The sequence below is a fragment of the Rhizobium sp. PDO1-076 genome (assembly GCF_000247475.1).
GTDB lineage: Bacteria > Pseudomonadota > Alphaproteobacteria > Rhizobiales > Rhizobiaceae > Allorhizobium.
The window spans coordinates 16,770-40,635 of record NZ_AHZC01000088.1 but is presented as its reverse complement, the minus strand read 5'-3'; the positions used below and the strand labels follow the sequence as shown (position 1 = coordinate 40,635).

Annotated in this window: 19 protein-coding genes; 9 read left to right on the top strand and 10 right to left on the bottom strand. The window is 62.3% G+C overall.

The window, feature by feature from the left end; translation table 11 throughout:
- Window positions 1–29: 29 nt before the first annotated feature.
- The gene (locus PDO_RS06920; protein WP_007599669.1) at window positions 30–1,064 is read right to left on the bottom strand and encodes a TRAP transporter substrate-binding protein; all 1,035 of its coding nucleotides are present in this window, start codon (window positions 1,062–1,064) and stop codon (window positions 30–32) included.
- A 377-nt stretch (window positions 1,065–1,441) separates the two neighbouring features.
- Here PDO_RS06920 and PDO_RS06915 point away from each other — a divergent pair, with 377 nt between their 5' ends.
- The 5 genes from PDO_RS06915 to PDO_RS06895 all read left to right on the top strand — a co-directional run bounded on the left by PDO_RS06915 (window position 1,442) and on the right by PDO_RS06895 (window position 6,214).
- Window positions 1,442–2,584, top strand: coding sequence for an alpha/beta hydrolase (locus tag PDO_RS06915; protein ID WP_007599668.1), 1,143 nt, complete (start codon window positions 1,442–1,444; stop codon window positions 2,582–2,584).
- Between the two features lie 245 nt (window positions 2,585–2,829).
- Window positions 2,830–4,146: a phosphatidylglycerol lysyltransferase domain-containing protein gene (locus PDO_RS06910; protein ID WP_007599667.1), complete on the top strand. Its 1,317-nt coding sequence runs from the start codon at window positions 2,830–2,832 to the stop codon at window positions 4,144–4,146.
- A complete protein-coding gene (locus tag PDO_RS06905; protein WP_007599666.1) occupies window positions 4,143–5,543 on the top strand; it encodes a virulence factor family protein in 1,401 nt (466 codons plus the stop codon). The genes PDO_RS06910 and PDO_RS06905 overlap by 4 nt, the downstream gene beginning before the upstream one ends.
- A 93-nt stretch (window positions 5,544–5,636) precedes the next feature.
- Window positions 5,637–5,933, top strand: coding sequence for a hypothetical protein (locus PDO_RS06900; RefSeq protein WP_007599664.1), 297 nt, complete (start codon window positions 5,637–5,639; stop codon window positions 5,931–5,933).
- On the top strand, window positions 5,930–6,214 hold the full coding sequence (locus tag PDO_RS06895) for a type II toxin-antitoxin system RelE/ParE family toxin (RefSeq protein WP_244426372.1): 285 nt from the start codon (window positions 5,930–5,932) through the stop codon (window positions 6,212–6,214). The genes PDO_RS06900 and PDO_RS06895 overlap by 4 nt, the downstream gene beginning before the upstream one ends.
- A 10-nt stretch (window positions 6,215–6,224) precedes the next feature.
- On the opposite strand, the gene betA is transcribed toward PDO_RS06895, so the two are convergent.
- The 3 genes from betA to betI form a co-directional block, all read right to left on the bottom strand.
- Entirely contained in the window at window positions 6,225–7,877 is a 1,653-nt protein-coding gene (betA, locus tag PDO_RS06890) for a choline dehydrogenase (protein WP_007599662.1), read from the bottom strand.
- Between the two features lie 75 nt (window positions 7,878–7,952).
- Window positions 7,953–9,431 carry a betaine-aldehyde dehydrogenase gene (gene betB / locus PDO_RS06885; protein WP_007599660.1) on the bottom strand — a complete coding sequence of 493 codons (1,479 nt, stop codon included), beginning with the start codon at window positions 9,429–9,431 and terminating at the stop codon, window positions 7,953–7,955.
- Between the two features lie 112 nt (window positions 9,432–9,543).
- Window positions 9,544–10,176 carry a transcriptional regulator BetI gene (betI, locus tag PDO_RS06880; protein ID WP_007599658.1) on the bottom strand — a complete coding sequence of 211 codons (633 nt, stop codon included), beginning with the start codon at window positions 10,174–10,176 and terminating at the stop codon, window positions 9,544–9,546.
- A gap of 387 nt (window positions 10,177–10,563) precedes the next feature.
- Between betI and PDO_RS06875 the strand changes: the two genes are divergently transcribed.
- Window positions 10,564–12,366 carry a bifunctional diguanylate cyclase/phosphodiesterase gene (locus PDO_RS06875; protein ID WP_007599656.1) on the top strand — a complete coding sequence of 601 codons (1,803 nt, stop codon included), beginning with the start codon at window positions 10,564–10,566 and terminating at the stop codon, window positions 12,364–12,366.
- Between the two features lie 36 nt (window positions 12,367–12,402).
- On the opposite strand, the gene PDO_RS29245 is transcribed toward PDO_RS06875, so the two are convergent.
- Window positions 12,403–14,115: a flagellin N-terminal helical domain-containing protein gene (locus PDO_RS29245; protein WP_007599650.1), complete on the bottom strand. Its 1,713-nt coding sequence runs from the start codon at window positions 14,113–14,115 to the stop codon at window positions 12,403–12,405.
- A 411-nt stretch (window positions 14,116–14,526) separates the two neighbouring features.
- On the opposite strand from PDO_RS29245, the gene PDO_RS06865 reads away from it, so the two are divergent.
- Window positions 14,527–15,528: an NAD(P)H-quinone oxidoreductase gene (locus PDO_RS06865; protein WP_007599648.1), complete on the top strand. Its 1,002-nt coding sequence runs from the start codon at window positions 14,527–14,529 to the stop codon at window positions 15,526–15,528.
- A 385-nt stretch (window positions 15,529–15,913) separates the two neighbouring features.
- Here the strand turns inward: PDO_RS06865 and PDO_RS06860 are convergent, their stop codons facing one another.
- The gene (locus PDO_RS06860) at window positions 15,914–16,648 is read right to left on the bottom strand and encodes a DUF3750 domain-containing protein (protein WP_007599646.1); all 735 of its coding nucleotides are present in this window, start codon (window positions 16,646–16,648) and stop codon (window positions 15,914–15,916) included.
- Window positions 16,649–16,720: 72 nt separating this feature from the next.
- Here PDO_RS06860 and PDO_RS06855 point away from each other — a divergent pair, with 72 nt between their 5' ends.
- Window positions 16,721–17,728, top strand: a complete 1,008-nt coding sequence (locus tag PDO_RS06855) for an asparaginase (protein WP_007599644.1) — start codon at window positions 16,721–16,723, stop codon at window positions 17,726–17,728.
- A gap of 237 nt (window positions 17,729–17,965) precedes the next feature.
- Here PDO_RS06855 and PDO_RS06850 read toward each other — a convergent pair whose 3' ends face one another.
- Window positions 17,966–18,721, bottom strand: coding sequence for a DeoR/GlpR family DNA-binding transcription regulator (locus tag PDO_RS06850; protein WP_007599643.1), 756 nt, complete (start codon window positions 18,719–18,721; stop codon window positions 17,966–17,968).
- Between the two features lie 118 nt (window positions 18,722–18,839).
- Here PDO_RS06850 and PDO_RS06845 point away from each other — a divergent pair, with 118 nt between their 5' ends.
- Window positions 18,840–19,196 (top strand): hypothetical protein, encoded by a 357-nt coding sequence (locus PDO_RS06845; protein ID WP_007599641.1) that lies wholly within the window; start codon window positions 18,840–18,842, stop codon window positions 19,194–19,196.
- 235 nt (window positions 19,197–19,431) lie between these two features.
- On the opposite strand, the gene PDO_RS06840 is transcribed toward PDO_RS06845, so the two are convergent.
- From PDO_RS06840 to PDO_RS06830, 3 genes are all read right to left on the bottom strand, one after another.
- Entirely contained in the window at window positions 19,432–20,088 is a 657-nt protein-coding gene (locus PDO_RS06840; RefSeq protein WP_007599639.1) for a glutathione S-transferase family protein, read from the bottom strand.
- 236 nt (window positions 20,089–20,324) lie between these two features.
- A complete protein-coding gene (locus tag PDO_RS06835) occupies window positions 20,325–22,151 on the bottom strand; it encodes an EAL domain-containing protein (RefSeq protein WP_037072863.1) in 1,827 nt (608 codons plus the stop codon).
- A gap of 224 nt (window positions 22,152–22,375) precedes the next feature.
- Window positions 22,376–23,761 carry a TIGR03808 family TAT-translocated repetitive protein gene (locus tag PDO_RS06830; protein WP_007599636.1) on the bottom strand — a complete coding sequence of 462 codons (1,386 nt, stop codon included), beginning with the start codon at window positions 23,759–23,761 and terminating at the stop codon, window positions 22,376–22,378.
- Window positions 23,762–23,866 lie beyond the last annotated feature (105 nt).

Genomic DNA, 23,866 nt, shown 5'->3' with positions numbered 1-23,866 from the left:
AGGCGGCGCCCGGAGACAGGGTTGTGGGATTATTTGCTGTATTGCTCGATCAGCGCAACGGCATCCTTGTGCAGCGTCGTTCCGTCGAGACCTTTGTCGTCCATGTCGGCGATCCAGGCCTTGGTCACGGCTTCTCCGGCCGCTTTCCAGCGGGCGGTTTCCGTTTCGTCGAGCGTGAACGTCGTATTGCCGGCCTTGTCGGCAATGTCCTTGCCGCGCACGTCGCCTTCGTCCATCGCCACGCCGAATTGCTGGGCTAGCGCCTTGCCGGAATTGGCGTCGATGACCTTCTTCAGGTCGTCGGGCAGGGCGTCATAGCTGTCCTTGTTCATCGCAAACAGGAAGGTGCCGGTGTAAAGGCCGTTCTTGCCGGAAAACGCGGTGTGGTTCGGCGCAAGCTCGGCGATCTTGATCGCCGGCGTCACTTCCCAAGGCACCACGGTGCCGTCGATGACGCTCTTCGACAGGCTTTCCGGCACCGCCGTTACCGGCATGCCGACCGGGGCCGCACCCATCGCTTCCAGCATCTGGTTGACCACTTTCGACGTGCCGCGCAGTTTCAGCCCGTTCATGTCTTCCAGCGATTTCACCGGCTTGGCCGCGATCGTGTGGATCAGCCCCGGACCATGGGTATGCACCGCCAGAACGTGGAAGTCCTTCAGCTCATCGGTCAGGTGCTTTTCATAGTAGTCGTAGAACGCCTGCGACGTCGCTGCGCCGGTGGTCATCACGAAGGGCAGTTCGAAGGCTTCCGACTTCGGGAAGCGCCCCGGCGTATAACCGAAAAGCGTCCAGGTGATATCGACGACGCCGTCCTTGACCTGGTCGACCAGATCGGCCGGCTTTCCGCCGAGCTGCATGGCCGGATAAAGCTCGACCTCGATGCGTCCGCCGGAATCGGCCTTGATCTTCTCGGCCCATGGCGCGAGCACCTTGGCGGGGATCGTCGCTTGCGGCGGCAGGAACTGGTGCAGTTTCAGCGTCACCTCGGCCGCGAAGGCCGACGTGGACATTGCCGCCAATGCGGCTCCGGACAATCCGGCAAAAAGGAATTTACGCAACATGATCTCCTCCAGACGTGCGCGTGACGTATATCGGGGAGGTCTGTTGCTCAGCCATGCCGCAACGCCGGATGAAAGGACAGGTGCAATCCCGGTCATTTCGCCTCCGGAGTGACGATCCTCCGTGATCGCAGCTCCTCCCCCAATATGGTTATGTTTGCAGAAGTGCCGGACGCCCGCAAATAATAATCTCGGCATAATCCATAACGATACGGATATGTGTGAGGCAAATGATACGAAGATGACAGGCACCTGCATTGCATTCTTTCGGCCGTGTGGCCTGTGTGCGACTTGGCGAATGACAAGCCGCACAGTATAGGTTCCGCCGGCCCGACCATGATGGTTCGAACAGGGCGGCGAAGGTCAAGGACAGGTCTGGCATGAGTGTTTCCCGCGTGACGAGCCGCAATCTGCGGCCAGGCATGGTTCTTGCCGTCTGTATGGCCATCGGATTGTCGGCCTGCGCCGGTCGACCCGGACCGGAAACACTGGCTCCGATCAGCGATGCGAAGTTCAAGCCGGTCAAGGTCGAAACGCTCTATGCCGTCACCACGCGAGACCGGGCCGAGCCGGGCAAGAATGTCTTCACGGCCGGAAAGGCGCGCACTGTCAATTACGCCAGCTTCGACGTGTCGATCCCGGCCAGTCACAAGCCGTCCAATATCGAATGGCCAAAGGGCTCCAAGGTCGATCCGTCCACGGATTTTGCCGTAATCGATCAGTCCGTCATGCAGCGCGAGCAATTGCTCGATGCGGTGGCGCGGCGAACCGGCAAGAGTTCCATTCCGACCGTCTTCGTGCATGGCTACAACTACAATTTCCAGGAAGCGCTATACCGCCTGGCGCAGTTGAAGACCGACAGCGACATCGACGGTTCGCCGATCGTGTTCTCGTGGCCCTCGCATGCCGCCATCCCCGCCTATGTGGCCGACAAGGAATCGGCCACCTATTCCCGTGATGCGCTGGCCCAGTTGCTTGTCGATCTGACCGCCCGGACCAAGGGAACGGATGTCGAGGTCTTTGCCCATTCCATGGGCGGCTGGCTGACCGTCGAGGCTCTGCGCCAGTTGAAGCTGCAGGGCCGCAGTGACGTCTTGAACCGCCTGCGGGTCATTCTGGCCGCCCCCGATATCGATGCGGATGTGTTTGTCTCCCAGCTGGATGTCATTGGCCCGATGCGCCGTCCGATCACCATTCTCGTCTCGCCGGACGATCGCGCACTCAAGGTGTCGAGCATTCTCGGCGCTGGCTCGCAGCGTGTCGGCGCAGTCGATGTCAACGATCCCAAGGTCGCCGATGCGGCAAAGACGGCCGGCGTCAACGTCATCGATATCTCCTCGCTGGAATCGCTCGATGCCACCAACCACAATCGTTATGTCGAGGCAGTAGCCCTGGCGAAGACATTGAGCAAACCGACCGCCAATGCCGGCCTTGGCGATGCCGGCGCATTCATTTTCGATGCCGCGGCGCAAACCATTTCCAGTCCCTTCTCGCTGGCCGCCACCGTGCTGCGCGGCAATTGAGCCTGGGCAACGCCTCAGCTGGCACGGCCGGTCAGGTGGCATTGCGCCACCGCGCGTCTACGACACATTGGGGATAGGGTGGCGCCTCGTCGGATATGCGGGCGAATGGGGGTTGACCGGCGCCACGATCCGGTGTCTTGCCCGACGATAGGGGCCTGCCCGCTCGCTTGACCGCATGACGCAAGCTCCGCTCCATGCATGGACGCTAATGGGCGTTCTATCTCAATGAATTAATGGTTCCCCGCATGGCGCAATTCGCCGTTGAAGCCGAGATATCAGCGCCCGCCGTCCCGGCCGCTCGCACAACTCCTGTCTATGTCTCGCTGTTGACCGCATCGCTGCGTGCGCTGGCCCGTTCCAGACCCGTCAGCGCAGTGCTTCTGGCGCTCCTGTCTCTCGCCACGGCCGTGCCGCTGTTTTTCGAGGAAAGCCTGCTGGAGATCGCCTGGCGCTTCTGGTTGTCGCGTCACATCGCCGATCCGGCGGAGAGCACCCTGGGCGTCACCATGATGATCGGCGCCATCGCCTCGCGCGGGCTTGTCCGCCTGCCGCGCCGCCGTGTCGAGCAGCCGTCTGCGGAAGACGTCGCCCGTGCGATCGAAATCCTCGCCAGCCAGCCCAATGCCAGCGCCGGCCTCGTCCGCCTCGGCGACAAGAAGCTGCTGTTTTCCGACTGCGGCCAAGCTTTCATCATGTATGCCCGCCGCGGCCGCTCGATGGTGGCGCTGTTCGACCCGGTCGGGCCGAAGGCACTCTGGGCGCCGCTGGCGCTGAAATTCATCGCCGAGGCGAAGAGCCGCCGCTGCCGTCCGGTTTTTTACCAGGTCTCGGCCGACTTCCTGCCGGTCACCGTCGAAGCCCGGCTGAACGCGCTGAAGCTCGGAGAGCAGGCGGTGGTCGATCTGTCGCGTTTCAGTCTGGCCGGCGGCGACTGGCTGAAGCTGCGCCGCTCGATCAACCGCGCCGAACGCGACGGCCTGGAATTCGAGTTGCTGGCGCCGGCCGACGTGCCTGCGGTGTTCGACGAGCTGTCCGCGGTCTCCGATGCCTGGCTTTCCGCACACAAGGCTGGCGAGAAGGGTTTTTCGCTCGGCACGTTCAAGCCGCATTATGTCCTGTCCGAGCCGGTTGCCGTCATCCGCCTCGAAGGCCGCATCGTGGCCTTTGCCAATATCCTGACGACGGCCTCCGGCGGCGACGCCTTCATCGACCTGATGCGCCATCTGCCTGGCGTGCATCGCGGCATGATGGACCTGCTGTTCGTCCGGATCATGGAACACCTGAAGGCCGAGGGTTTCCGCAGCCTCAATCTCGGCATGGCACCGCTTGCCGGCCTGTCGACCCACAAGCGCGCGCCGATCTGGAACCATGTCGGTCGCCAGCTCTATGAAAACGGCGAGCGTTTCTACAATTTCCGCGGCGTGCATGCCTTCAAGTCGAAATTCGATCCCGACTGGCAGCCGCGTTATCTCGCCGTTGCCGGAGCCGGCTTCCCGATCGCCTCGCTGGTCGATGTCACCATGCTGATCGGCGGCGGCCTGAAGGGCGTGCTGCGCCGATGAGCAGGCTGCAGGCGGTGATGATGATGTTGATGGCGCCGGCGCTGGCAAGCCGAGGGCGCAGAGTGCTGGCAGTGACGCTTGCCCTTGCGGCATCGTTTGTAGCTCCGGCCCTGGCGGGCGATTTCGCCACCGTCAGCCTGCCGACCGACCGGATCGTCATGCCCGAAGGCGCGCCTTCCGGTCTCGTCGTCCTTTTGTCTGACGCGAATGGCTGGGCGCAAGACGAGGACCGCATCCAGCGCAGGCTGGTCGACAGCGGCGCCATCGTCGTCGGCGTTGACCTGCCGGCCTATCTGGTCGCTCTCAGCCGCGAGACGCGCGATTGCCTCTATCTGGTCTCCGACATCGAAAAGCTCGGCCGCCAGATCCACCGCGCCCATCAGATCGAGACCTTCCATCCGCCGATCATCGCCGGCTGGGGCGAGGGCGCGACGCTGGCGCTGGCGATCCTCGCGCAGACGCCCAACTCGACCATTGCCGAGACGGTTGCGGTCGACCCCCACGCCGCCCTGCCTTTGGCCAGACCGCTCTGCACGCCGGCCGAAAAGAAACCTGAGGGCAACGGCATCGTCTACGGCCTGAAACCCGCGCCGCTGCCCGATCCGCTCAGCCTCATCCTCTCGCCGGCGGCAAGCGAAACCGGCCGAAGCCATGCGCTGGCGCTGAAAGCCGCAAAACCGGAGATCCGGTTGGAAGACAGCGCAGAAACAGCAGCCGTCCTGTTCGAACGCGAAACCCTGGCGGCACTCGATCGTACCAGGGCAAGCCGCGCGCCGCTCGACCTGCCGATTGTCGAATTGCCGGCCGAGCCGCGCTTCGACACGCTTGCCATCATCTATTCCGGCGATGGCGGCTGGCGCGATATCGACCAGAAGCTCGGTGGCTTCCTGCAGGCCGACGGCGTCCCGGTCATCGGCGTCGATGCATTGCGCTATTTCTGGCAGGAACGCAGCCCGGAGCAGACGGCGAAAGACCTGTCGCAGATCATCGCCACCTATCGAGAGCGCTTCGGCGTCAAGAATGTCGTGCTGATCGGCTATTCTTTCGGCGCCGACATCCTGCCCGCCACCTACAACCGCCTGCCACCGGCCGATAAGGCTGTCGTCACCCAACTCTCGCTGCTGGCGCTGTCGCACAAGGCCGATTTCGAGATCGCCGTCACCGGCTGGCTCGGCATGGCCGGCACCGGCAGGCACGGCGATCCGGTCGAGGCTCTGAAGACGGTCGAACCCGCCAAGATCCAGTGCATCTACGGTCTTGCCGAAACCGCCAGTGCCTGTCCGGCCGTTGCCGCGATCAGAGGTGCCCAGATCATCGCCCGCCCCGGCGGCCATCACTTCGACGGCAATTACAAACTGCTCAGCGATCTGATCCTGAAACGTCTCGGCTCGAGTTGAGCCGAGACGCTGGTGGCGCCGGAAAACCTCATGCCTTATCAGCTCTCGGATTCTGCGCTATATGGACGGGCAGCTCCAACCGGACAATCGCCGATGACCTCGAATGCCAAACCCGAAGCCGAGCCGGCAGCAAAGCCGAGCGTGTTGGACGACGAGGAATTCCAGGCCGCTGCCAAAAGCGTGCTGCGCGAGGGAGAGACCGTCTCCGAGCTGATCGACCGATCCGCCCGCGCCGAGGTCGAGTATCGCAAGGTCCAGGCCGACTTCATCGCAAGGGGACTGGCGTCGCTGGCCGAAGCGGAGCGCACCGGCATTTTTTATGACGCTGATGATGTCCATGCCGAACTGAAGGTCATGCTTGAGGAAAAGCGCGCGGAACGGAGCCGATGACCTATCGGCTTCGGTACACGGCGGAAGCCCGTGCCGACCTGAAGCGCCTATATGCATACCTTCTTGAGCGAGATTTCGACGCGGCGGAGAAGGCCTTGGGCAAGATCACCAAGGCGATCAATTCTCTGCAGGACTTTCCCTTTACGGCCAGAAAGGCACCGGGGGACGATCGCGTTCCTACGCGAGCTGGTCATTCCGTTTGGTTCAGCCGGTTATATCGCGCTTGTTCAGATCAAGCATGCCAACGAGGTCGCCATCAGCGCGAGGACGACTATCGCTGAACGTCCCGCACTACCGGTCGCTCGTCTCCCAGCGCGGATTGATCCACGGCTCCTGGTTGCTGCGGGGCAGGGGCTGCTTGCCGAGAATATGGTCGGCAGCCTTTTCGCCGGTCATGATCGACGGGCCGTTGAGATTGCCATAGGTCAGGCGCGGGAAGATGGAGGAGTCCGCAACGCGCAAGCCGTCGACCCCGATCACCCGGCATTCCGGATCGACGACCGCCATCGGATCATCCTTCGATCCCATCTTGGCCGTGCCGCTCGGGTGATAGGCGCTTTCCAGATGTTCGCGCAGGAAGGCGTCGATCTGATCGTCGCTCTGCACGCCTTCGCCCGGCTGGATTTCCGGGCCGCGAAACGCATCGAACGCCTTCTGGCCAAAAATCTCGCGGGTGAGGCGCACGCAGTGGCGGAACTTCACCCAGTCTTCCTCATGGCTCATATAGTTGAACTTGATCAGCGGATCGGCCATCGGATCGGCCGAGGCGAGCGTGACCGCGCCGCGCGATTTCGAATGGTTGTAGCCGACATGCACCTGAAAACCGTGGCTTTTCGCCGCCGCCTTGCCGTCATAGGAAATGGCGACCGGCAGGAAATGGAACTGGATATCGGGCTGCTTGACGCCGGCCGCCGAGCGCACGAAGGCGCAAGATTCGAACTGATTCGAGCCGCCGAGCCCCGTGCCGGAAAACAGCCACTGCGCGCCTGCCACCCCCTGCCAGAACCAGGGCAGCCACGAATAGAGCGACACAGGCTTGGTGGAGACCTGCTGAAAGTAGAATTCCATATGGTCCATCAGATTTGCGCCAACGCCCGGCCGGTCGACCTTCACCTCGATGCCCATGTCCTTCAGATGCGCGGCCGGCCCGATGCCGGACAGCATCAGCAGCTTCGGCGTGTTGAAGGTCGAGGCTGAGACGATCACCTCGCGATTGGCCTTCACAACTTCGATTTTGCCATTGCGCTCGATCTCGACGCCGACGGCCCGGCCGTTCTCGATCACGATCTTCCGGGCAAAGCAGCGCACCAATTCGACATTCGGTCGCTTCATGGCCGGCTTCAGATAGGCATTGGCGGCAGACCAGCGGCGCGAGCGCCAGATGGTCTGCTCCATCAGGCCAAAGCCTTCCTGCTTCTCACCATTATAGTCTTCGGTCGTCTCGAAACCGGCTTCCCGGCCGGCCTCGACAAAGGCCCGCACCAGCGGGTTCTTCGCCGGACCGCGCTGCACATGCAGCGGCCCGTCGGTGCCGCGCCAGCCATCCTGGCCGCCATGCGAATTCTCCATGCGCTTGAAGTAAGGCAGCACGTCGGCATAGGCCCAGCCGCTGGCGCCGAGAGCTTCCCAGCTATCGAAGTCATCCGCCGAGCCGCGCACATAGACCATGCCGTTGATCGAGGATGACCCGCCGATCACCTTGCCGCGCGGCGCCGTGATCCGCCGGTTGTTGAGATTCGGCTCCGGCTCGGAGAGATAACCCCAATTGTAACGCTTCATGCTCATCGGCCAAGCCAGCGCTGCCGGCATCTGGATGAACGGCCCGATATCCGAGCCGCCATATTCCAGCACCATGACGGTATTCTTGCCGTCTTCCGACAGCCGGTAAGCCAGCGCCGAGCCGGCCGAGCCGGAACCGATGATGATGAAGTCTGCCTGGTTCATTGCGGTAAAAATCCCAGCCTCGGAAGTGTGATGATGGTGCCCGAGCTCTCCCAGTGAGAGCTCGGGTGGGTCAAATCAATACGGCGCCTCGCATTTGCCCATGCCGACATAAACCGTCTTCAGCTCGGAATAATGCTCCAGCGCCACGGCCGAATTCTCGCGGCCGAAACCGGACTGCTTCGAGCCGCCGAAGGGGATTTCCACCGGGCAGAGATTGTAGGTGTTGATCCACAGCGTGCCGGCCTCGAGCTGGTCGACAACCCGGTGCGCGCGGGAAAAATCCGCCGTGAACACGCCGGCCGCCAGGCCGAATTCGGTGGCGTTGGCGCGGCCGATCACCTCTGCCTCGTCGTCGAAATCGAGCACGCACATCACCGGTCCGAAGATCTCCTCGCGGGCGATCGTCATGTCGTCGGTGACATCGGCAAACACCGTCGGCTGGATGTAATAGCCTTCGCCGGCCCCCTTGCTCGGCGCGACATCGTTGGGAATGCCGCCGCCGGTGACAAGCGTGGCACCCTCGGCCTTGCCCTTTTCGATATAGCCGAGCACCTTTTCGCGCTGCGCCCAGGAGACCATCGGCCCCATCTGGGTCGCTTCGTCCTGCGGGTCGCCGATGATGATCGCCTCGGTGCGCTCTTTCAGCCGGGCGAGGAACCTGTCCTTCATCGCCCGGTGCACGAAGACACGTGTGCCGTTCGAGCAGACCTGGCCGGTCGAATAGAAATTGCCGAGCATGGCGCCGGAAATGGCACTTTCGATATCCGCATCGTCAAACACGATCAGCGGCGACTTGCCGCCGAGTTCCATGGTCACATGTTTGAGTTGGGCAGCCGCTGCCCCCGCCACCTTGCGGCCGGTCGGCACCGAGCCGGTCAGCGATACCTTGGCGACGTCAGGATGATTGACCAGCAGCGGACCGGTGTCGCGGTCGCCCTGGATGACATTGTAGACGCCCTTCGGAACGCCCGCCTCGATCAGGATCTCGGCGATCCTCAATGCACCGAGCGGCGTCACTTCCGACGGCTTGAACACCATCGCATTGCCGGCGGCGAGTGCCGGCGCCCCCTTCCAGCAGGCGATCTGCTGCGGATAGTTCCAGGCGCCGATGCCGACGACCACGCCGAGCGGCACGCGTTTGGTATAGGCCCAGTCGCCGCCGAGCGGTATCTGGCTGCCGTTCATCGCTGACGCGATGATGCCGCCGAAGAATTCGAAGCTGTCGGCGCCCGAGGTCGCATCGGCAACGATCGTTTCCTGGATCGGCTTGCCGGTATCGAGCGTCTCGAGTTCCGACAATTCGCGATTGCGCAGCCGGATCATCTCTGCTGCCTTTCTCAGGATACGGCCGCGCGCCGTCGGGCTCATCGCGCCCCATTCCTTCTGCGCCCTCTTGGCCGATGCAATCGCCTGTTCGACGATCGCCGGCGTTGCCGCATGTAGCTTCGCGATCACTTCGCCGGTCGCCGGATAGATACTCTCGATGACGGTGCCGGCTTCGTCCTCGACATACTCGCCGTCGATGAAATGGGAGGCTTTCGGTTGGGCTTTCATGATGTCTCTCCGGACGGGTGGTTTCTCTCCGCCTCCCCCTTGAGGGGGGAGGTCGCCGCGAAGCGGCGGGTGGGGGTGAGCTCTATTCTTCGCTTCGCTCGGCATGCGCGGCTCATGCTTCACCCCACCCCGGACCTTTGGTCCGCGCCTCCCCCTCACGGGGAGGGTGGGAGGCAAGCTGCCCCGCCACATAATCCTCGACCAAGGCGACCGAGGCATCGATCGACAGTGGGGCTGCCTTCAGAGACTGCCGGATATAGAGCCCGTCGATCATCGCAGCCGCGCCATCGGCAATCCGGCCCGCGTCTTCAAGCCCGCAAAGCGGTTTCAGGCCGGACATCAGGTTGGAATGCAGCCGCCGCGCATAGAGGGCAAGCAGCCGGCGCACCGCTTCCGAACGCTGGGCCTGCGAATAGAAGGCAAGCCAGGCGGCCACCACGTCAGGCGCGAACTGGTCGGCCTGGAAGGAAATCCGGATGACCGCCGAAATCCGTGCGCGCGGCGTCTCCGCCTGGGCCAACGCCATGACCGCGTCCGCCCTGAGCTGCCTGAGAAGAGAGCGGATCGTCTCGATCAGCAACTGGTCCTTGGAGCCGAAATAGTGATGCGCCAGCGCTGGCGACACACCCGCCTCGCGCGCGATCTCCGACATCGTCACCGACAGCGAGCCGTGATGTCCGATCGCCTTCAGCGCGGCATCGACAAGCGCCTTGCGGCGGACCGGTTCCATTCCGACTTTCGGCATCGAGGCATCCTTTCAATCGTCAATATATTTTTGATTGACTGATCAATCAATAAAAATTTTATCCGCCCAAGCTGATCGCAACAGACTTCGCCAGCCCGTCGACGGATTGTTTACGGTAAATCCAGACACCGGCGCGGGGCGGGGCGCAACCGGTGGTTCGCCATGGGCAAGGGTCGGCAATGCCGGCAAAATGGCAAAAGTGCTTCTGCGCCGGGCCATCACGACGGCAAGCACGTTGCGGCGCAGGGACCGCAGCGCTTGCCCGTCTCGCGTGCAGGTAGGGCCGTCATCAAATGTTCATATGGCTGTCACATCCCGGAAAGGTTTTCTTGACGAATTGCAGGTCAAGTTTCGTCCCATAAAAACAAATGCATACTGGAGAAAGTCATGGTTCTGGGCGTTGTTGAGGATGGCGGCGTCTTGCGTCGCTTCGCCAATGACCAACTGCTCACCCTGGCCAAGCTGGTGGTCGAAAACGCGCTGCAGCCGATTGTCGAAGTCGGAACCGGCGCGGTCTTCGGTTATGAAAGCCTGATGCGCGGCCATGATCGCATCGGTTTCCAGTCGCCGCTCGATCTGCTCGACCAGGCCTATGAGAGTGGCGAGTTGCTGGCGCTGGAGCAGATGGTGTCGAGCCGCGCGCTCGCCAAGTTCGCCACCCTTCCGGATTGTTCGGCCGCCACCCTGTTCCTCAATCTCGATGTCCGGCTGATCCGCGACGGCAATGCCCTGGTCGATACGCTGCTCGACCAGTTGCGCAAGGCAAATATCCCGCCGTCCTCCGTCTGTTTCGAACTGTCCGAGCGTTTCGACAATACCCAGGTGCCGGAATTTTCGGGCCTGATTGCGCGCCTGCGTCGATCAGGCTTCAAGCTCGCCATCGACGATTTCGGCGTCGGTCATGGTGAAATGAAGCTGCTCTGCGATTTCCCCGTCGATTACGTGAAGATTGACCGCCATTTCATCGCCGGCCTCGACAGCAATCCGCGCAAACGCCACCTGGTCAAGAACATCGTCAATTTCTGCCACGTTCTCGGCGTGCGCGTCATTGCCGAGGGCATCGAGACGGAAGCGGAATTCATCGCCTGCCGTGAATTCGGCGTTGATCTCGTCCAGGGCTGGTTCATTGCCCGGCCGACCACCATGATCACGGAGCTGAAAAGCGCCTTTCCGCATCTGCAGGAGATCGGCAAGGTTCGCCGCAGCACCCAGTCGCTGGATGAAGTGCTGATCCGCAAGCAGATCGAACTGATGCCGACGGTCTACGAGCACGAAAACATCGAGCATGTCTTCGATCTCTTCCGCCGCAATCCCGGCCAGAGCTTCTTTCCCGTTCTCAACGCCAATGGCGAGCCGCGCGGCATCATCAACGAGATCCACCTGAAGGAATATATCTATCAGCCCTTCGGCCGCGACCTGCTGAAGAACAAGGTCTATGAACGCTCGATCTCGCATTTCGTCGATCGCGCCCCGATCGTCGGGCTGGATGCCGATGCCGAGCGGCTGATGACCATCTTCGCCAATATGGAAGGCTCCGACTGCGTCATCCTGACCGAAAACATGCGTTATGCCGGCGTCGTCTCGGCCGCATCGCTGATCCGCGTGATGAACGAGAAGCGCCTGAAGACGGCCCAGGACCAGAACCCGCTGACCGGCCTGCCAGGCAACCGCGCCATCCGCGACTACATGCGCGACATCGCGCTCGACGGCGATGAGACGCGCTATTTCTGCTACTGCGATTTCGACAATTTCAAGCCGTTCAACGATCACTACGGCTTCCATCTCGGTGACCACGCGATCAGCCTGTTTGCCGCCCTCCTGCGCCGCTATTTCTTCTCCGACGGCGATTTCCTCGGCCATGTCGGCGGCGATGATTTCTTCATCGGCGTCAGCGACTGGAGCCGCGAGGAGCTGACCGAGATCCTCGACCGGCTGCTGTCGGACTTCCATGACGATGTCATCGAACTCTACTCCGAAAACGATCGCCATGCGGGCCGCATCAAAGGCGTGGACCGGCACGGCCAGGAACGCGATTTCGCGCTGATGCGTTGCTCGATCGGCGTGCTGGAATTGCCAAGGGGGCGGGTGATCGACGACGTCAGCCGCATCAGCGCCGAAATCGCCGACCTGAAGAAATCCGCCAAGGACAGCGATACCGGTCTGGCCCTGGGCACGTTCGGCGCTGCGTGATCGACGCGCGGATCCGCGTCGATCTATTACCGCCAATCACTGTCTGAACAGCTGCAGTATGGTTTCGGCGCTGCTGTTGGCGATCTGCAGGGACTGGATGCCCAGTTGTTCCCGCGTCTGAAGTGCCTTCAGGCGGGTGGATACCTCGTTCAGGTCAGCATCCACCAGGCGCCCCACACCCGTATCGATCGAATCGGAGAGTTTTTCGGCGAAATCGGCCTGCATGTCGATGCGTGTCTGGAATGAACCGAGCTTGCTCGCGCTGGAGATGGCAAGCTTCTCCATGTGGTCGACGCCCTTGATATATTGGTCGATGGTGCGCAGGTTCTGGGTAATATCCACCTCTGCGAGGTCGAAATCCGGTGCATAGGGCGGGTTGGACTGGACATTGCCGACATAGACCCGGGCTGCGCGATTGCCGGCCTCGGGATAGACTGTCTGATCGGCCGCGAAGGTAATGCTGTTGCCGCTCGCCGTCGCGCTCAGGGCGCTGCCGGCAGACGCCTGCGTGATCACCGCGGCAAGATCGGCGGCGGAGCCGATATAGCCGTCGCTGGTGCCGAGCGCCGTATCGACCACGCCGCGGTCGATCGTATAGGTCTGGCGTCCCCCTGAGCCGACCTCGACGTCGAAATAGACCTCCGCCAGCGCCGAGACGGTAAATGGCGTCGTGAAGGAGATCGATGCCTTGGGATACATGTTGTCATGCTTGTCGCTCGGCGCATTCTCAAGCCCCATGGCGAAATTCGCCGGATAGACGCCGCCGAAATCCGATGTGACGGCCGAAATCGAGATACTCGAGCCGTCATGGCCGGATGTCTCCAGCGAGCCGATCTCGAATTCGCTCGTGGAAGACACGCTGGTAAACATACTCTCATAGGCCGTGGCCGGCACGCCATTGTCCTGGAACAGGCGTTCCAGCACGGCACGCAATTGCACCGCCGTATTGATCTTGCCGTCGGTCGTGCCCAGTGCCGCATCGACCACCGCTTTGTCGATCGTCAGCGCATAGTCGTTGCCGGCCGAATAGGCGCCTGCATCGACGGTCAGGGTGAAGTTGATGTAGTCGGTAGCGGCAAATGTGCTGCTGCCGGTAAAGGCATAACTTTCATGCCCCTCATGGGCGACGGAATTGACGCCGGTGTCGCGGAAGCCGCCGATGTCGCCGACGCTGTGCAACTGCTTCTGCAGGATGCCGCCGCCGCCGGTGTTCAGCATGCTGGTCTGTTTCAGGTCGACATTGATCGTCTTCACCTGCACATTGTTGTTGGCATCGCGGACGAAGGACGAAACGAGCGACGTGTTGAGCTGAGCGGTTTCGTTGAGATGCGTCGCGGCATTCGTCTTCAGCCAGTTCTCGCCGCTGAAGCTGGACGAGGCGACCACGCTTTCCGCCTGGTCATTTAACTGGTCGAGTTCCTCCTGGATCTTGGCCCTGTCGACGCCCTGTTCCTTCGCGGCGACGAGCTTGGCCTTGTATTCGCCAAGCACGTCGACAATGGCCTCCGTGCCGGTATAGGCGGTATCCACCGTTGCCGCCCCGAGGCCCAGCGCGTCGCTGACCGCCGAGATCGCCATGGTGTCGGAGCGCATGGTCGTGGCAATCGACCAATAGGCTGCATTGTCGGCGGCAACGGACACGCGCAGGCCCGAAGAGGCCTGGCCCTGTGTCGTTTCCAGATCGGAGGCAATGGAACGCAATGTCTGGAGCGCACTGATGGCGCCCAGATTCGTCAGAATACTGGCCATGAAAATCTCAAGTGTTTTGATTTTTTGCAGCCCGTCATGGGCGAAGTCTTGTTACTCGATACAACCGTTTTATGGTTAGCAATCGGTTAATGACGCATCCCAAGAAACGGCACTGGTGTCATGTTCACGACACCGTGATCATTCTTCATGTCTTTGATTTAATGCAGTGATATCGGCATAATCAGATATGTCTGACTGTCAGGCGCTACGCTTGCAGGCCATGCACATCGCCGCGGGGATCGGGTACTCGGGGTTGCATGTCGGTATTCTACCGAAGCGCGCCCGACGCGTCGAACGGCATGGCGCCCCAGGGTTCACCAAGGCCATTTGTCGCGGGTGGCAAAGAGCCTCCTTTTCATCGCAATTGCGCTGCTCTATGCCGGTCTGCAATCAACGCGAGGGAGCCCGCCTATGTCTCTTCCAGACACCATGCGCTATGTCGATCTGCCCACCCATGGTCCAGCCGAGGTCATGCGGCTGGCGACCGGGCCGGTGCCCAGGCCACGCCCCGGCGAAATCCTCATCCGTGTCGAAGCGGCCGGGGTCAACAGGCCCGATGTCGCTCAGCGCCAGGGAACCTATCCGGCCCCGAAGGATGCAAGCCCGATCCTCGGCCTCGAAGTTGCCGGCGAGGTGGTCGAGCTTGGCGAGGGCGTCTCCGGTTTTGCCATTGGCGACAAGGTCTGCGCATTGGCCAATGGTGGAGGCTACGCCGAATTCTGCGCGGTCCCCGCGACGCAGGCCCTGTTCTGGCCGCGTGGCTATGATGCGGTCAAGGCGGCGGCCCTGCCGGAAACCTTCTTCACCGTCTGGGCCAATCTTTTCCAGATGGCTGGCCTGACCGAAGGCGAAACGGTGCTGATCCACGGTGGGTCCTCGGGCATCGGCACCACCGCCATCCAGCTCGCGCGCGCCTTTGGCGCAACTGTCTACACGACGGCGGGATCGGCGGAAAAATGCGCCGCCTGCATGGATCTCGGTGCTGCCCGCGCGATCAACTACAAGCTCGAGGATTTCGTCGAACTGGTCAGGGAAGAGACCGCCGGCAAGGGTGTCGATGTCGTGCTCGACATGATCGGGGCGTCCTATTTCGACCGCAACCTGCAGGTTCTCGCCAAGGATGGATGTCTCTCGATCATCGCCTTCCTCGGCGGTGCCGTGGCCGACAAGGTCAATCTGTCTCCGATCATGGTCAAGCGGCTGACGGTCACCGGATCGACCATGCGGCCGCGCACGGCGGAAGAAAAGCGCGCCATCCGCGATGAATTGCAGGCTGAGGTCTGGCCGTTGATCGAAGCGGGCGACGTCGCGCCCGTCATCCATCGCGTGCTGCCGATCGAGGAGATGGTTGAAGCGCACCGCCTAATGGAAAGCTCCAGCCATATCGGCAAGATCGTGCTGACGCTGGGCTGATTTTGTGGGGGTATTTGACCGGGTTTGCTGTGTCTTCTCACTCAGCGAACATCTCCGGCGCGCGAATGATCGTGCTTTCCCGGTCAAAAGTCCAATAAAGAATCTTCGGCGCCTGTCATATAACGTGGCTTGCAGAAGTGCTGCAATGCACCTACCTTTTAGTCATCGACAACGTAACGAAAGGAAGGTGATCCAATGTCTAATGAGATTTCGGTCTGCGTTTGGGGCTTTGGCAAGGTGATGGTTTTGACGGGGCAGCCCTCGGCCTGACGCCACCTTCCTTTGGCCGCTGCCTGGCAGCGTCCGGGCCCAGCTTAGGGACCAAAACTCATGGAGAGCCGCCTAGTGCGGCTCTTTTTGATTCCGGACTTTTGTTTGAATTAGCTCACCAGCCGACATAACCGAAGCCGGGAACCTTGAGGGCAGGGCGATTGAAGTCCACGCCCGCCACCAGCCCGAGGAAATTGACCTCGATGCCGCTGCGCGCACCCAGCGAAACGCCGGCAAGTCCGGCAAGGCTCAGATGCAGGTCGCGACCGTCCCCGTCCATCGCAACAAAACCGCCATTGTCCAGATAGTCGCGTCCCACCGCATCCGGCGGCAGCACGGCGCCGAGTTCCGGGACGCTGCGCAGCACATGGGCGACGAAAGTGTTCGAATTCGGTCCCGGATAGATCCTGTACCCACCCGGCTCGCCATGCGGATAGCTCTCGATCGCCGCCTCGATCTTGGGGATCAGTCGCTCGGCCTCCGCCCCCTTGATCTCGACAACCAGCCTTGGCGGATTGGAATACCAGAAACCGTCCGGCGCCCGGTGGTTGCGGCGGATCGGCGTACCCCAGCCGACCTTGTCATAGCGCTGATAGGCGCCGCCCTTTTCCTTGGTCACGATCCAGGCATGGCTGGCGACGGCACCCTTCAATCCGCCGGTCATCGCCGAGAAGACATGGATCGAGGCTTCGGATGTGGCGTCAGCATCGGGCAGGATGCCGGCCGAACCCCAGTTTGCCTCGCTCCACCGCCCGAGCCTGTCCGCCGTCGCCCACAATCCGGCCGAAACCAGTGTCGGCAGGACGAAGACCAGCACAAGCACAGCCATAAGGCGGATGATGATTTTCAAATCTTGACCTCGTGCATCGCTCGGTGTTTTGCGCTATCAGCCAGAAACATTTCGGGAATTTTGAGGCAAGACATGAACAATCCGATCACGGTCGAAGTCACGCGCGGTCAACTCGTCGAGAGCCGCCATCGCGGCATGGCCGTGGTCGTCGATGGTGACGGGCGCATGGTCTTTTCCGCCGGCGATGTCGATGCCGCCGTCTTTCCCCGTTCGGCCTGCAAGGCAATGCAGGCGCTGCCGCTGATCGAGACCGGTGCGGCCGATGCCTATGGCTTCGGCAACCGCGAACTGGCGCTCGCCTGTTCGTCGCATTCCGGCGAAGCGGAACATGTCGCGACCGCTTCCGCCATGCTGAAGGCCGCCGGCCGCGACCTGCAGACGCTCGAATGCGGCGCCCATTGGTCGTTCGACCAGGCAACCCTGATCAACCAGGCCCGCAGCCTCGACAGGCCGACCGCTCTACACAACAATTGCTCGGGCAAACATGCCGGTTTCGTCTGCGCCTGCTGCCACGCAGGCGACGACCCGGCCGGCTATTCCGGCTATGATCACCCGCTGCAGCAGCAGATCCGTGCTACTATGGAAAGCCTGACCGGGGCAACGCTTGGACCCGACAATTGCGGCACAGACGGCTGCTCGATCCCCACCTATGCCGTCTCGCTGAAAGGCCTTGCTTTTGGCTTTGCCAAGATGGCCACCGGCCGGGGGCTTGAGTCGATCCGTGCCCGTGCCGCACGGCGCCTGATCGACGCCTGCATGGCCGAGCCCTTCTATGTCGCCGGTACACGGCGTTTCTGCACCCGCCTCATGCAGGTGGCACCCGGCCGGATCTTTGCCAAGACCGGCGCCGAAGGTGTGTTTTGCGCCGTCCTGCCGGAAAAGGGCCTGTCCTTTGCGGTCAAATGCGAGGACGGCACCACCCGCGCCGCCGAAACCATGATCGCCGCCCTTCTCGCCCGCCATTTCGACAGGGACAGCGCCGAGCAGCAGGCGCTGAAGGCGATGGCAAATCACACGATGAAAAATTGGAACGGCATCGAGGTCGGCACGGTGCGCGTCACCGATGCGATGTTTGGCTGAGTGGGAACACAGGAACAATATCCCCCTCACCAAGAAAATCTACGATTTAGCATTCGCTAAGATCGTGATTTTCTATCCTCTCCCTCCCGGGGAGAGTTAGGGCCTCGCGCCTGTTGCTGGTGTAGGCGGCCTTTGTAGGCGGCCTTTCTTCTCCCCGTGAGGGAGAAGAAGCGAAATCGAGGGCTTAGCCGCAGGCTAAACCTTAGATTTCGCAGATGAGGGGGCATTTCTATGAACCTAAGCCACCACAATCTCGACACCCGCCTCCTGGTAGCCGCTGAGCCCGCCCGGTTCATCCTCTGTTGCAACGATCAGCCCGGTGATCTCGTCCACCTTCGCCACCAGGCACGGCGACACCGTATCCAGCTTTGCCGCCGTCAGCGGCACATAGGTGGCGGTGCTGCGCTCGAGGATCCGCCGCTTGATCGCCGCTTCCTCGAAGTCGCCGGTCGTCAGCCCCTCGACCGGATGGGCGGCGGTGACGCCGAGAAAGAAGACGTCCGGCCGCAAGCGGTCGATCGCGGCAATTGCCGTGGCCCCCACCGCGACCATCGAATGTTTGTAAAGTCGGCCACCGATCAGGATCACCTCGACCGCCGGGTGATGCTCGAATTCGGCAGCTAACGTCGGCGCATGGGTAACGACGGTCAGCGCCATCTCGCGCGGAATCTGCCGGGCGATTTCCGCCGTCGTCGTGCCGCCATCGAGAAAGACCATCTGCCCGGGTGACAAAAGCCGGATCGCTGCCGCCGCCAGTCGTTGTTTCTCTTCGGTTGCCACACCCTGCCGGGCGCTGAAATCCGGCAGCACCGGCGCGATCGGCAGCGCCCCGCCATGCACGCGCTTCAACAGCCCGTCCGCCGCCATGTCCCGCATGTCGCGCCGGATCGTGTCTTCCGAGACATTCCAGTCGCGCGCCAACTGGCCTGCCAGCGCGCGCCCCTCGCGCTTCAGGATATCGAGGATCATCTGGCGTCTCTGCTCGGTCAGCATGGTCTCTCCTGTTTGTTCGCGAATATGCACGATAATAACAAAAATGAGTCGACAATCCAGTAGAGTCATGCGGAAATGTGCAAATTCCTGCATGAGGCGGGAGACAAAGGAGATGACGATGTTGATTTTGATTGCCGGGCCGTATCGCTCGGGCACCGGTGACGACCCGGTGAAGATGGCGGCCAATCTGCAGGTGCTCGAGGCACCATCGCATGCTCTGTTCAAGGCTGGCCATGTGCCGATGATCGGTGAATGGGTCGCCCTGCCGGTCTGGCATTCAGCCGGCGGCAAGACAATCGGCGACGATCTCTACGAGGAAATCTTCCACCCCGTCGCCCACCGTCTTCTCCAGCTATGCGACGGCGTCCTGCGCCTTCCCGGCGCATCGAAGGGGGCCGACAACGACGTGCGCATCGCCACCGAACGCGGCATTCCTGTCTGGTACAGGCTGGAAGACGTGCCGGGCGTCGCATAACTTGACGTCGACCCTCCCCTTGAAGGGGAGGGTCGGATCACAAGTTCGGGGCAGAGGTCCGGGGTGGGGTGATGATCGCAATCTCGATAGCGGATGATATTGCCGCCAGCCGCGCCAATGGTACCAAGGTTGGACAGCCGAATAAGTCGGCCGATCCGGCTTGACGTGATACTGCCCGTTGAGGGGCGGCAGCTCACTGCGCAGCTTTGTCGTCAACAGGCAGGGCGCGCCCTCGTTACTTCTCGTCGTCTCGCTTCTGCCACATCGCCTTGAAGCCGGGGCGGTCTTGGATGCGCTTCAGCCATGCGCCGGTCTTCGGATGCGCGTCGAACAGAGGCTGGTAGGCCTGTGCATAGCGCACGATCTCGCCCAGATTGATGTCGGCCACGGTGAAACGGTCGCCGACGGCATAATCATGCGCGGCAAAATGCTTTTCCAGCACACCGAACGGCCGCGCCAGGATGCGCGCCACCACCTTGGCCTCGGACTGGCCGGCCTCGGTTGAAAGCCGTCCTTCATTGTTGCACTGGGAAATCTTCAGCGCTTCGGTTTCGATCGAGGTCGCGCCAAACAGCGTCCATTGCTGCATCAGCGCCTCTTCGGCGATGTCCTTCGGCGCCAGCGGCCCGCCATGCTTCTTGGCCAGATAAAGCGTCTGTGCCAGCGATTCGTTCAGCACGAGCCCGTCGTCGTCGATCGTCGGAATGCTGCCCATCGGATTGACCTTCAGGAATTCCGGCGAGCGGGTGTTGAGCCGCGCATCGGGCGCCATCGGGTCGGCAAGTTTGTAGGCTTGCAGCACTGGCACGAGTTCGAACGAGAGCCTGAGCTCCTCGGCCAGCCAGAGAATGCGCGTCGCGCGCGATTTGTAGACGCCGTAGATCTTCAGCATGGATATCTCCTGGTTGCGGATGGCGACGCTAGCCGCTGGCCGCGGCGGAGAAAAGCCATGTCGCATTGATCCGGCCATGAAATTCGCTGATGGCACAGAAGATTGAACAGCCTCCCGTTGAGGGGGAGGGCCGGACCCGAAGGTCCGGGGTGGGGTGATCCGGTGCTTGTGCAGGCCAGCACCGGCCTCCACATTCGCATGCCAGAGGACAATCGCCGGCCTGAGCCCTCGCTCCCTCAGCAAGCGATGGCGGCCTCGGCCAGCAGTGCGTGGTCGGCGGTGATGTAGCCCCGGCCGTCGCGCAGCAATCTCAACGTGGCGTCGGGGTCGAGCGCCTTGGCGTAGAGATATCCCTGGCCGCACCTGCAGCCCATGGCGGTCAGCCTGGCGGCCTGTTCCGCGTCCTCGATGCCTTCGGCGACGACGAGGATGTCCAGCCCGTGGGCGATGTCGAGGAGGCCCTTGATGATCACGCCGCCGGCCCGATCCAGGACCATCCTCTGGACGAAACATTTGTCGATCTTGATGATATCGACCGGCACGGTCAGCAGATGCGTCAGCGAGGCAAAGCCTGTGCCGAAGTCATCGAGCGCCACCATCAGCCCTGCTGCGCGCATGGCGCGGATCTCGTCGGCGACGATCTGGTCGCGCTGTCCAAGATAGACCGATTCCGTCACTTCGGCGACGATCTTGAGCAGCGGCACATCGACCCGTTCGAAGGCCTTGACGATCCGTGCGGTGAGGCCACCGCGATAGAAGTCTGCGGCTGTCAGATTGATGCCGATGCGGCCGAAACTCAGCCCGGCATCCATCCAGCGACGGCAATCGACGGCAATTTTCTCCAGCATCCGGTCGGTCAGTTCGATGGCGACATGCGCATCCTTCATCGCTTCCTGGAAATGGCCGGCGGCGATCACCTCGCCATTGCTCATGCGCATCCGGCACAGCGCCTCAAGCCCCGTCAGCCGGCCTGTCGAGAGCTCGACCAGCGGCTGGTAATAGGCATCGATGCGGTCGTCGCGCAGTGCTTCGCCGACGTCGTGAATGGCACGGAAACGCTTGACGATGGCAGTGCCCAGGCCCGGCACATATTCGATATAGCGGCCGCGGTTGCGTTCCTTGGCATGATAGAGCGCATAGTCGGCGTTCTGACGCACGGGGGCGGGGTTCTCGCCGGCTTCCGCCCGCGCGCCACCGATGGTGATCGACGGATAGAGCAGATGCCCGCCGCATTCGCAGGGGGCCTTGGCCGCGGCCAGCAGTTCGGCTGCGAGCGTGCCCGGATCCTGGTCCTCAAGGCAGGAAATGATGACGGCAAATTCGTCGCCGCCAAGCCGAAAGGTCATGCCCGGTTCGGCACGGTTCGCCAGCCGCTCAGCCACGGTGCTGATCAGGTCGTCGCCGGCCTGATGGCCGAATGTATCGTTGACCATCTTGAGGTTGTCGACATCGGTGAGCAGCAGCCCCCAAGGCCGTCCGCTGTCTGCCTGGATCCGGATCACATCGTTGAACCGCGCCCGGTTCGGCAATTGCGTCAGGGTGTCTGTCTCGGCCAGCCTCCGCCGTTCGGCAATGCGCCGGTCGCGCTCAATGGCGATGGCGCACAGATGCACGCAGGCATCGACCAGTTCCCGCTCGAGCGGTGATGGCTCGCGCCGGGTCGTGTAATAGAAGGCGAAGGTGCCGACCACCTGGCCCGATACCAGCATCGGCGTCGACCAGCAGGCCAGCATGCCATGCACGAGGGCAAGCTGCTTGAAGTCCTGCCAGTAGGGATGGGTCTCGATGTCTTCGACCAGCACCGGCTTGCCCGTATAGGCCGCGGTGCCGCATGATCCGATGCCGGGTCCGATCTGGACGCCGTCGATCGCGGCGGCATAGGCCTTCGGCAGGGATGGCCCGGCGAGATGGTGCACCCGGTCGTCGTCATCCAGCAGCAGCACCGAGCAGATGATGTCGGGCGCCGTCTTTTCCGCTTCCCGACAGAGAAAATCCACGGTCTCCGACACCGGCAGGCCCGTGGCAATCATCTCGAGAATGGTGTTCTGTAGCTGTAGCGGCAGCATCTTCGACTTCACTGGAACGAGGTGTCTGAAGACTAAAGCAGCGCAAGACTTAAACAGGGGTTACGATTTTGCACGGCCTCTAATATTAGTGATTGGAATTTTAAGTCTATCGCTAACACTTGATGAAATTGCCCGGAGTGGAACCGTGCCGTGCTATGCCGTGCCGTCAGCGCCCGGCTTGCCTTGACCATGTTCTCCAGTGATCCTGATGGCCACAGGTTTCAGCCGCGCCGGTTGCCTTCAACGACAAGCGTGTCAAACGCCTGTGAACCGTCGACCAGCTCCTGCGTGGCCTTGTTGGCCCATCGATAGCCGAGGACAGCACCCGTCGGCGTTTCGGCCACCAGGTTGTGGCTGACCACGACGCTGCCGGTTCCCTCGACGACGCTGATCATGATGCCGACCGGTGCCTTGCGGATGATGTTGTCGGAAACGACGACATTGCGCAGGTAAGGCCCCCAGCCAAGCATCAGCCCGGCCTTGGCGGCAGTCTCGACGACGTTGCCGGTCACCGTTGTCTCCGCTTCCACCGCGATGCCATAACCGAAGCCCGCGCCGTCATGCACATACGGCCCCTTGGCGGTGATGTTGCGGACGATATTGCCACTAACCGTTGCCAGCCGGCCGCCCTGGTCGAAATTGACCACCGAAATACCATTGGCGGCGCCATCGATCAGATTGCCGGCAATCAGCGCGCCCTCGAAGGAAAACTCGGCATAGATCGCCGTTTCGCCCGAACGCAAAGCCTGGTTGCCGCTGATGATGACATTGGAGGCCGAGTTCGCCCGGATGGCGGAAAAGGCGCAGTCCGAAACATGGTTGCCCTCGATCATCACGCCATCGGCGCGAAACAGGTTGATGCCATTGCCATGCTGGCCGGTGCCGCCATCGGTGGCGGCGATCCTGCTGATCCGGTTGCCGGTGATCATGCTGTTGTCGGCGCCCTTGGTCCAGCGATGCACCAGGATGCCGCCATTGCCGCAGTCGCTGATCTCGTTGTCGCGGATGCTCATCGCGCGGCCTTCGACCGACCAGATCGCTGCCTTCGCCGCCCCGGTGATCCGGCTTGCCGCAATGCGCCCACCGCAGCGCTCCATCTGCACGCCGTATTTGCGGCTGCCGGCGATGGCGCAATTGTCGATCAGCACCTCTTCGACGCCGCGAAAGGCGAGGAGCCCTTCCGTATAATCGGCAAGCCAGCGATTGGCGCCGTCGAAGGTGATGCCGGACAGGCTGATATGGCGCACGTCGCGGACCGCGATCAGATGGCCGTCGCCGCGATAGGAAAGTCGCGTCGCGCCGGGCACGCCGGACAGGCGCGTCCCCTCCGGCAGATCGAGATTGGACACCTCGTAGGTGCCGGCCGGCAGGAAGACCGGTTGCCCGGCCTTTGCAGCAGCATTGAGCAGCGCCTGCAGCTTGCGGCTTTGGTCGTCGTCGGCGCCCGGCATGATCCCGGCATCGGCCGCATCCAACCCGCCCCGCAGCTCGACATGGCTGAGCGACTGCGCCGCTGCCAAGCCGCCGCACGCCGCGGAAAAGCCCCCGGTCGCCCCGGTTACAACAAGGCCGCCGAGGCCGGAGAGGATGCTGCGTCTGGTCGGCATGTTCGTTTCCGGGGCAGTAGACCCGTTCGGAGCAGGATGGATCGGCTTCCGGCCACCTTTGCCGGATGGGTCCAAATCTGGCCGAAGCATCGGCCGACAGCAAGC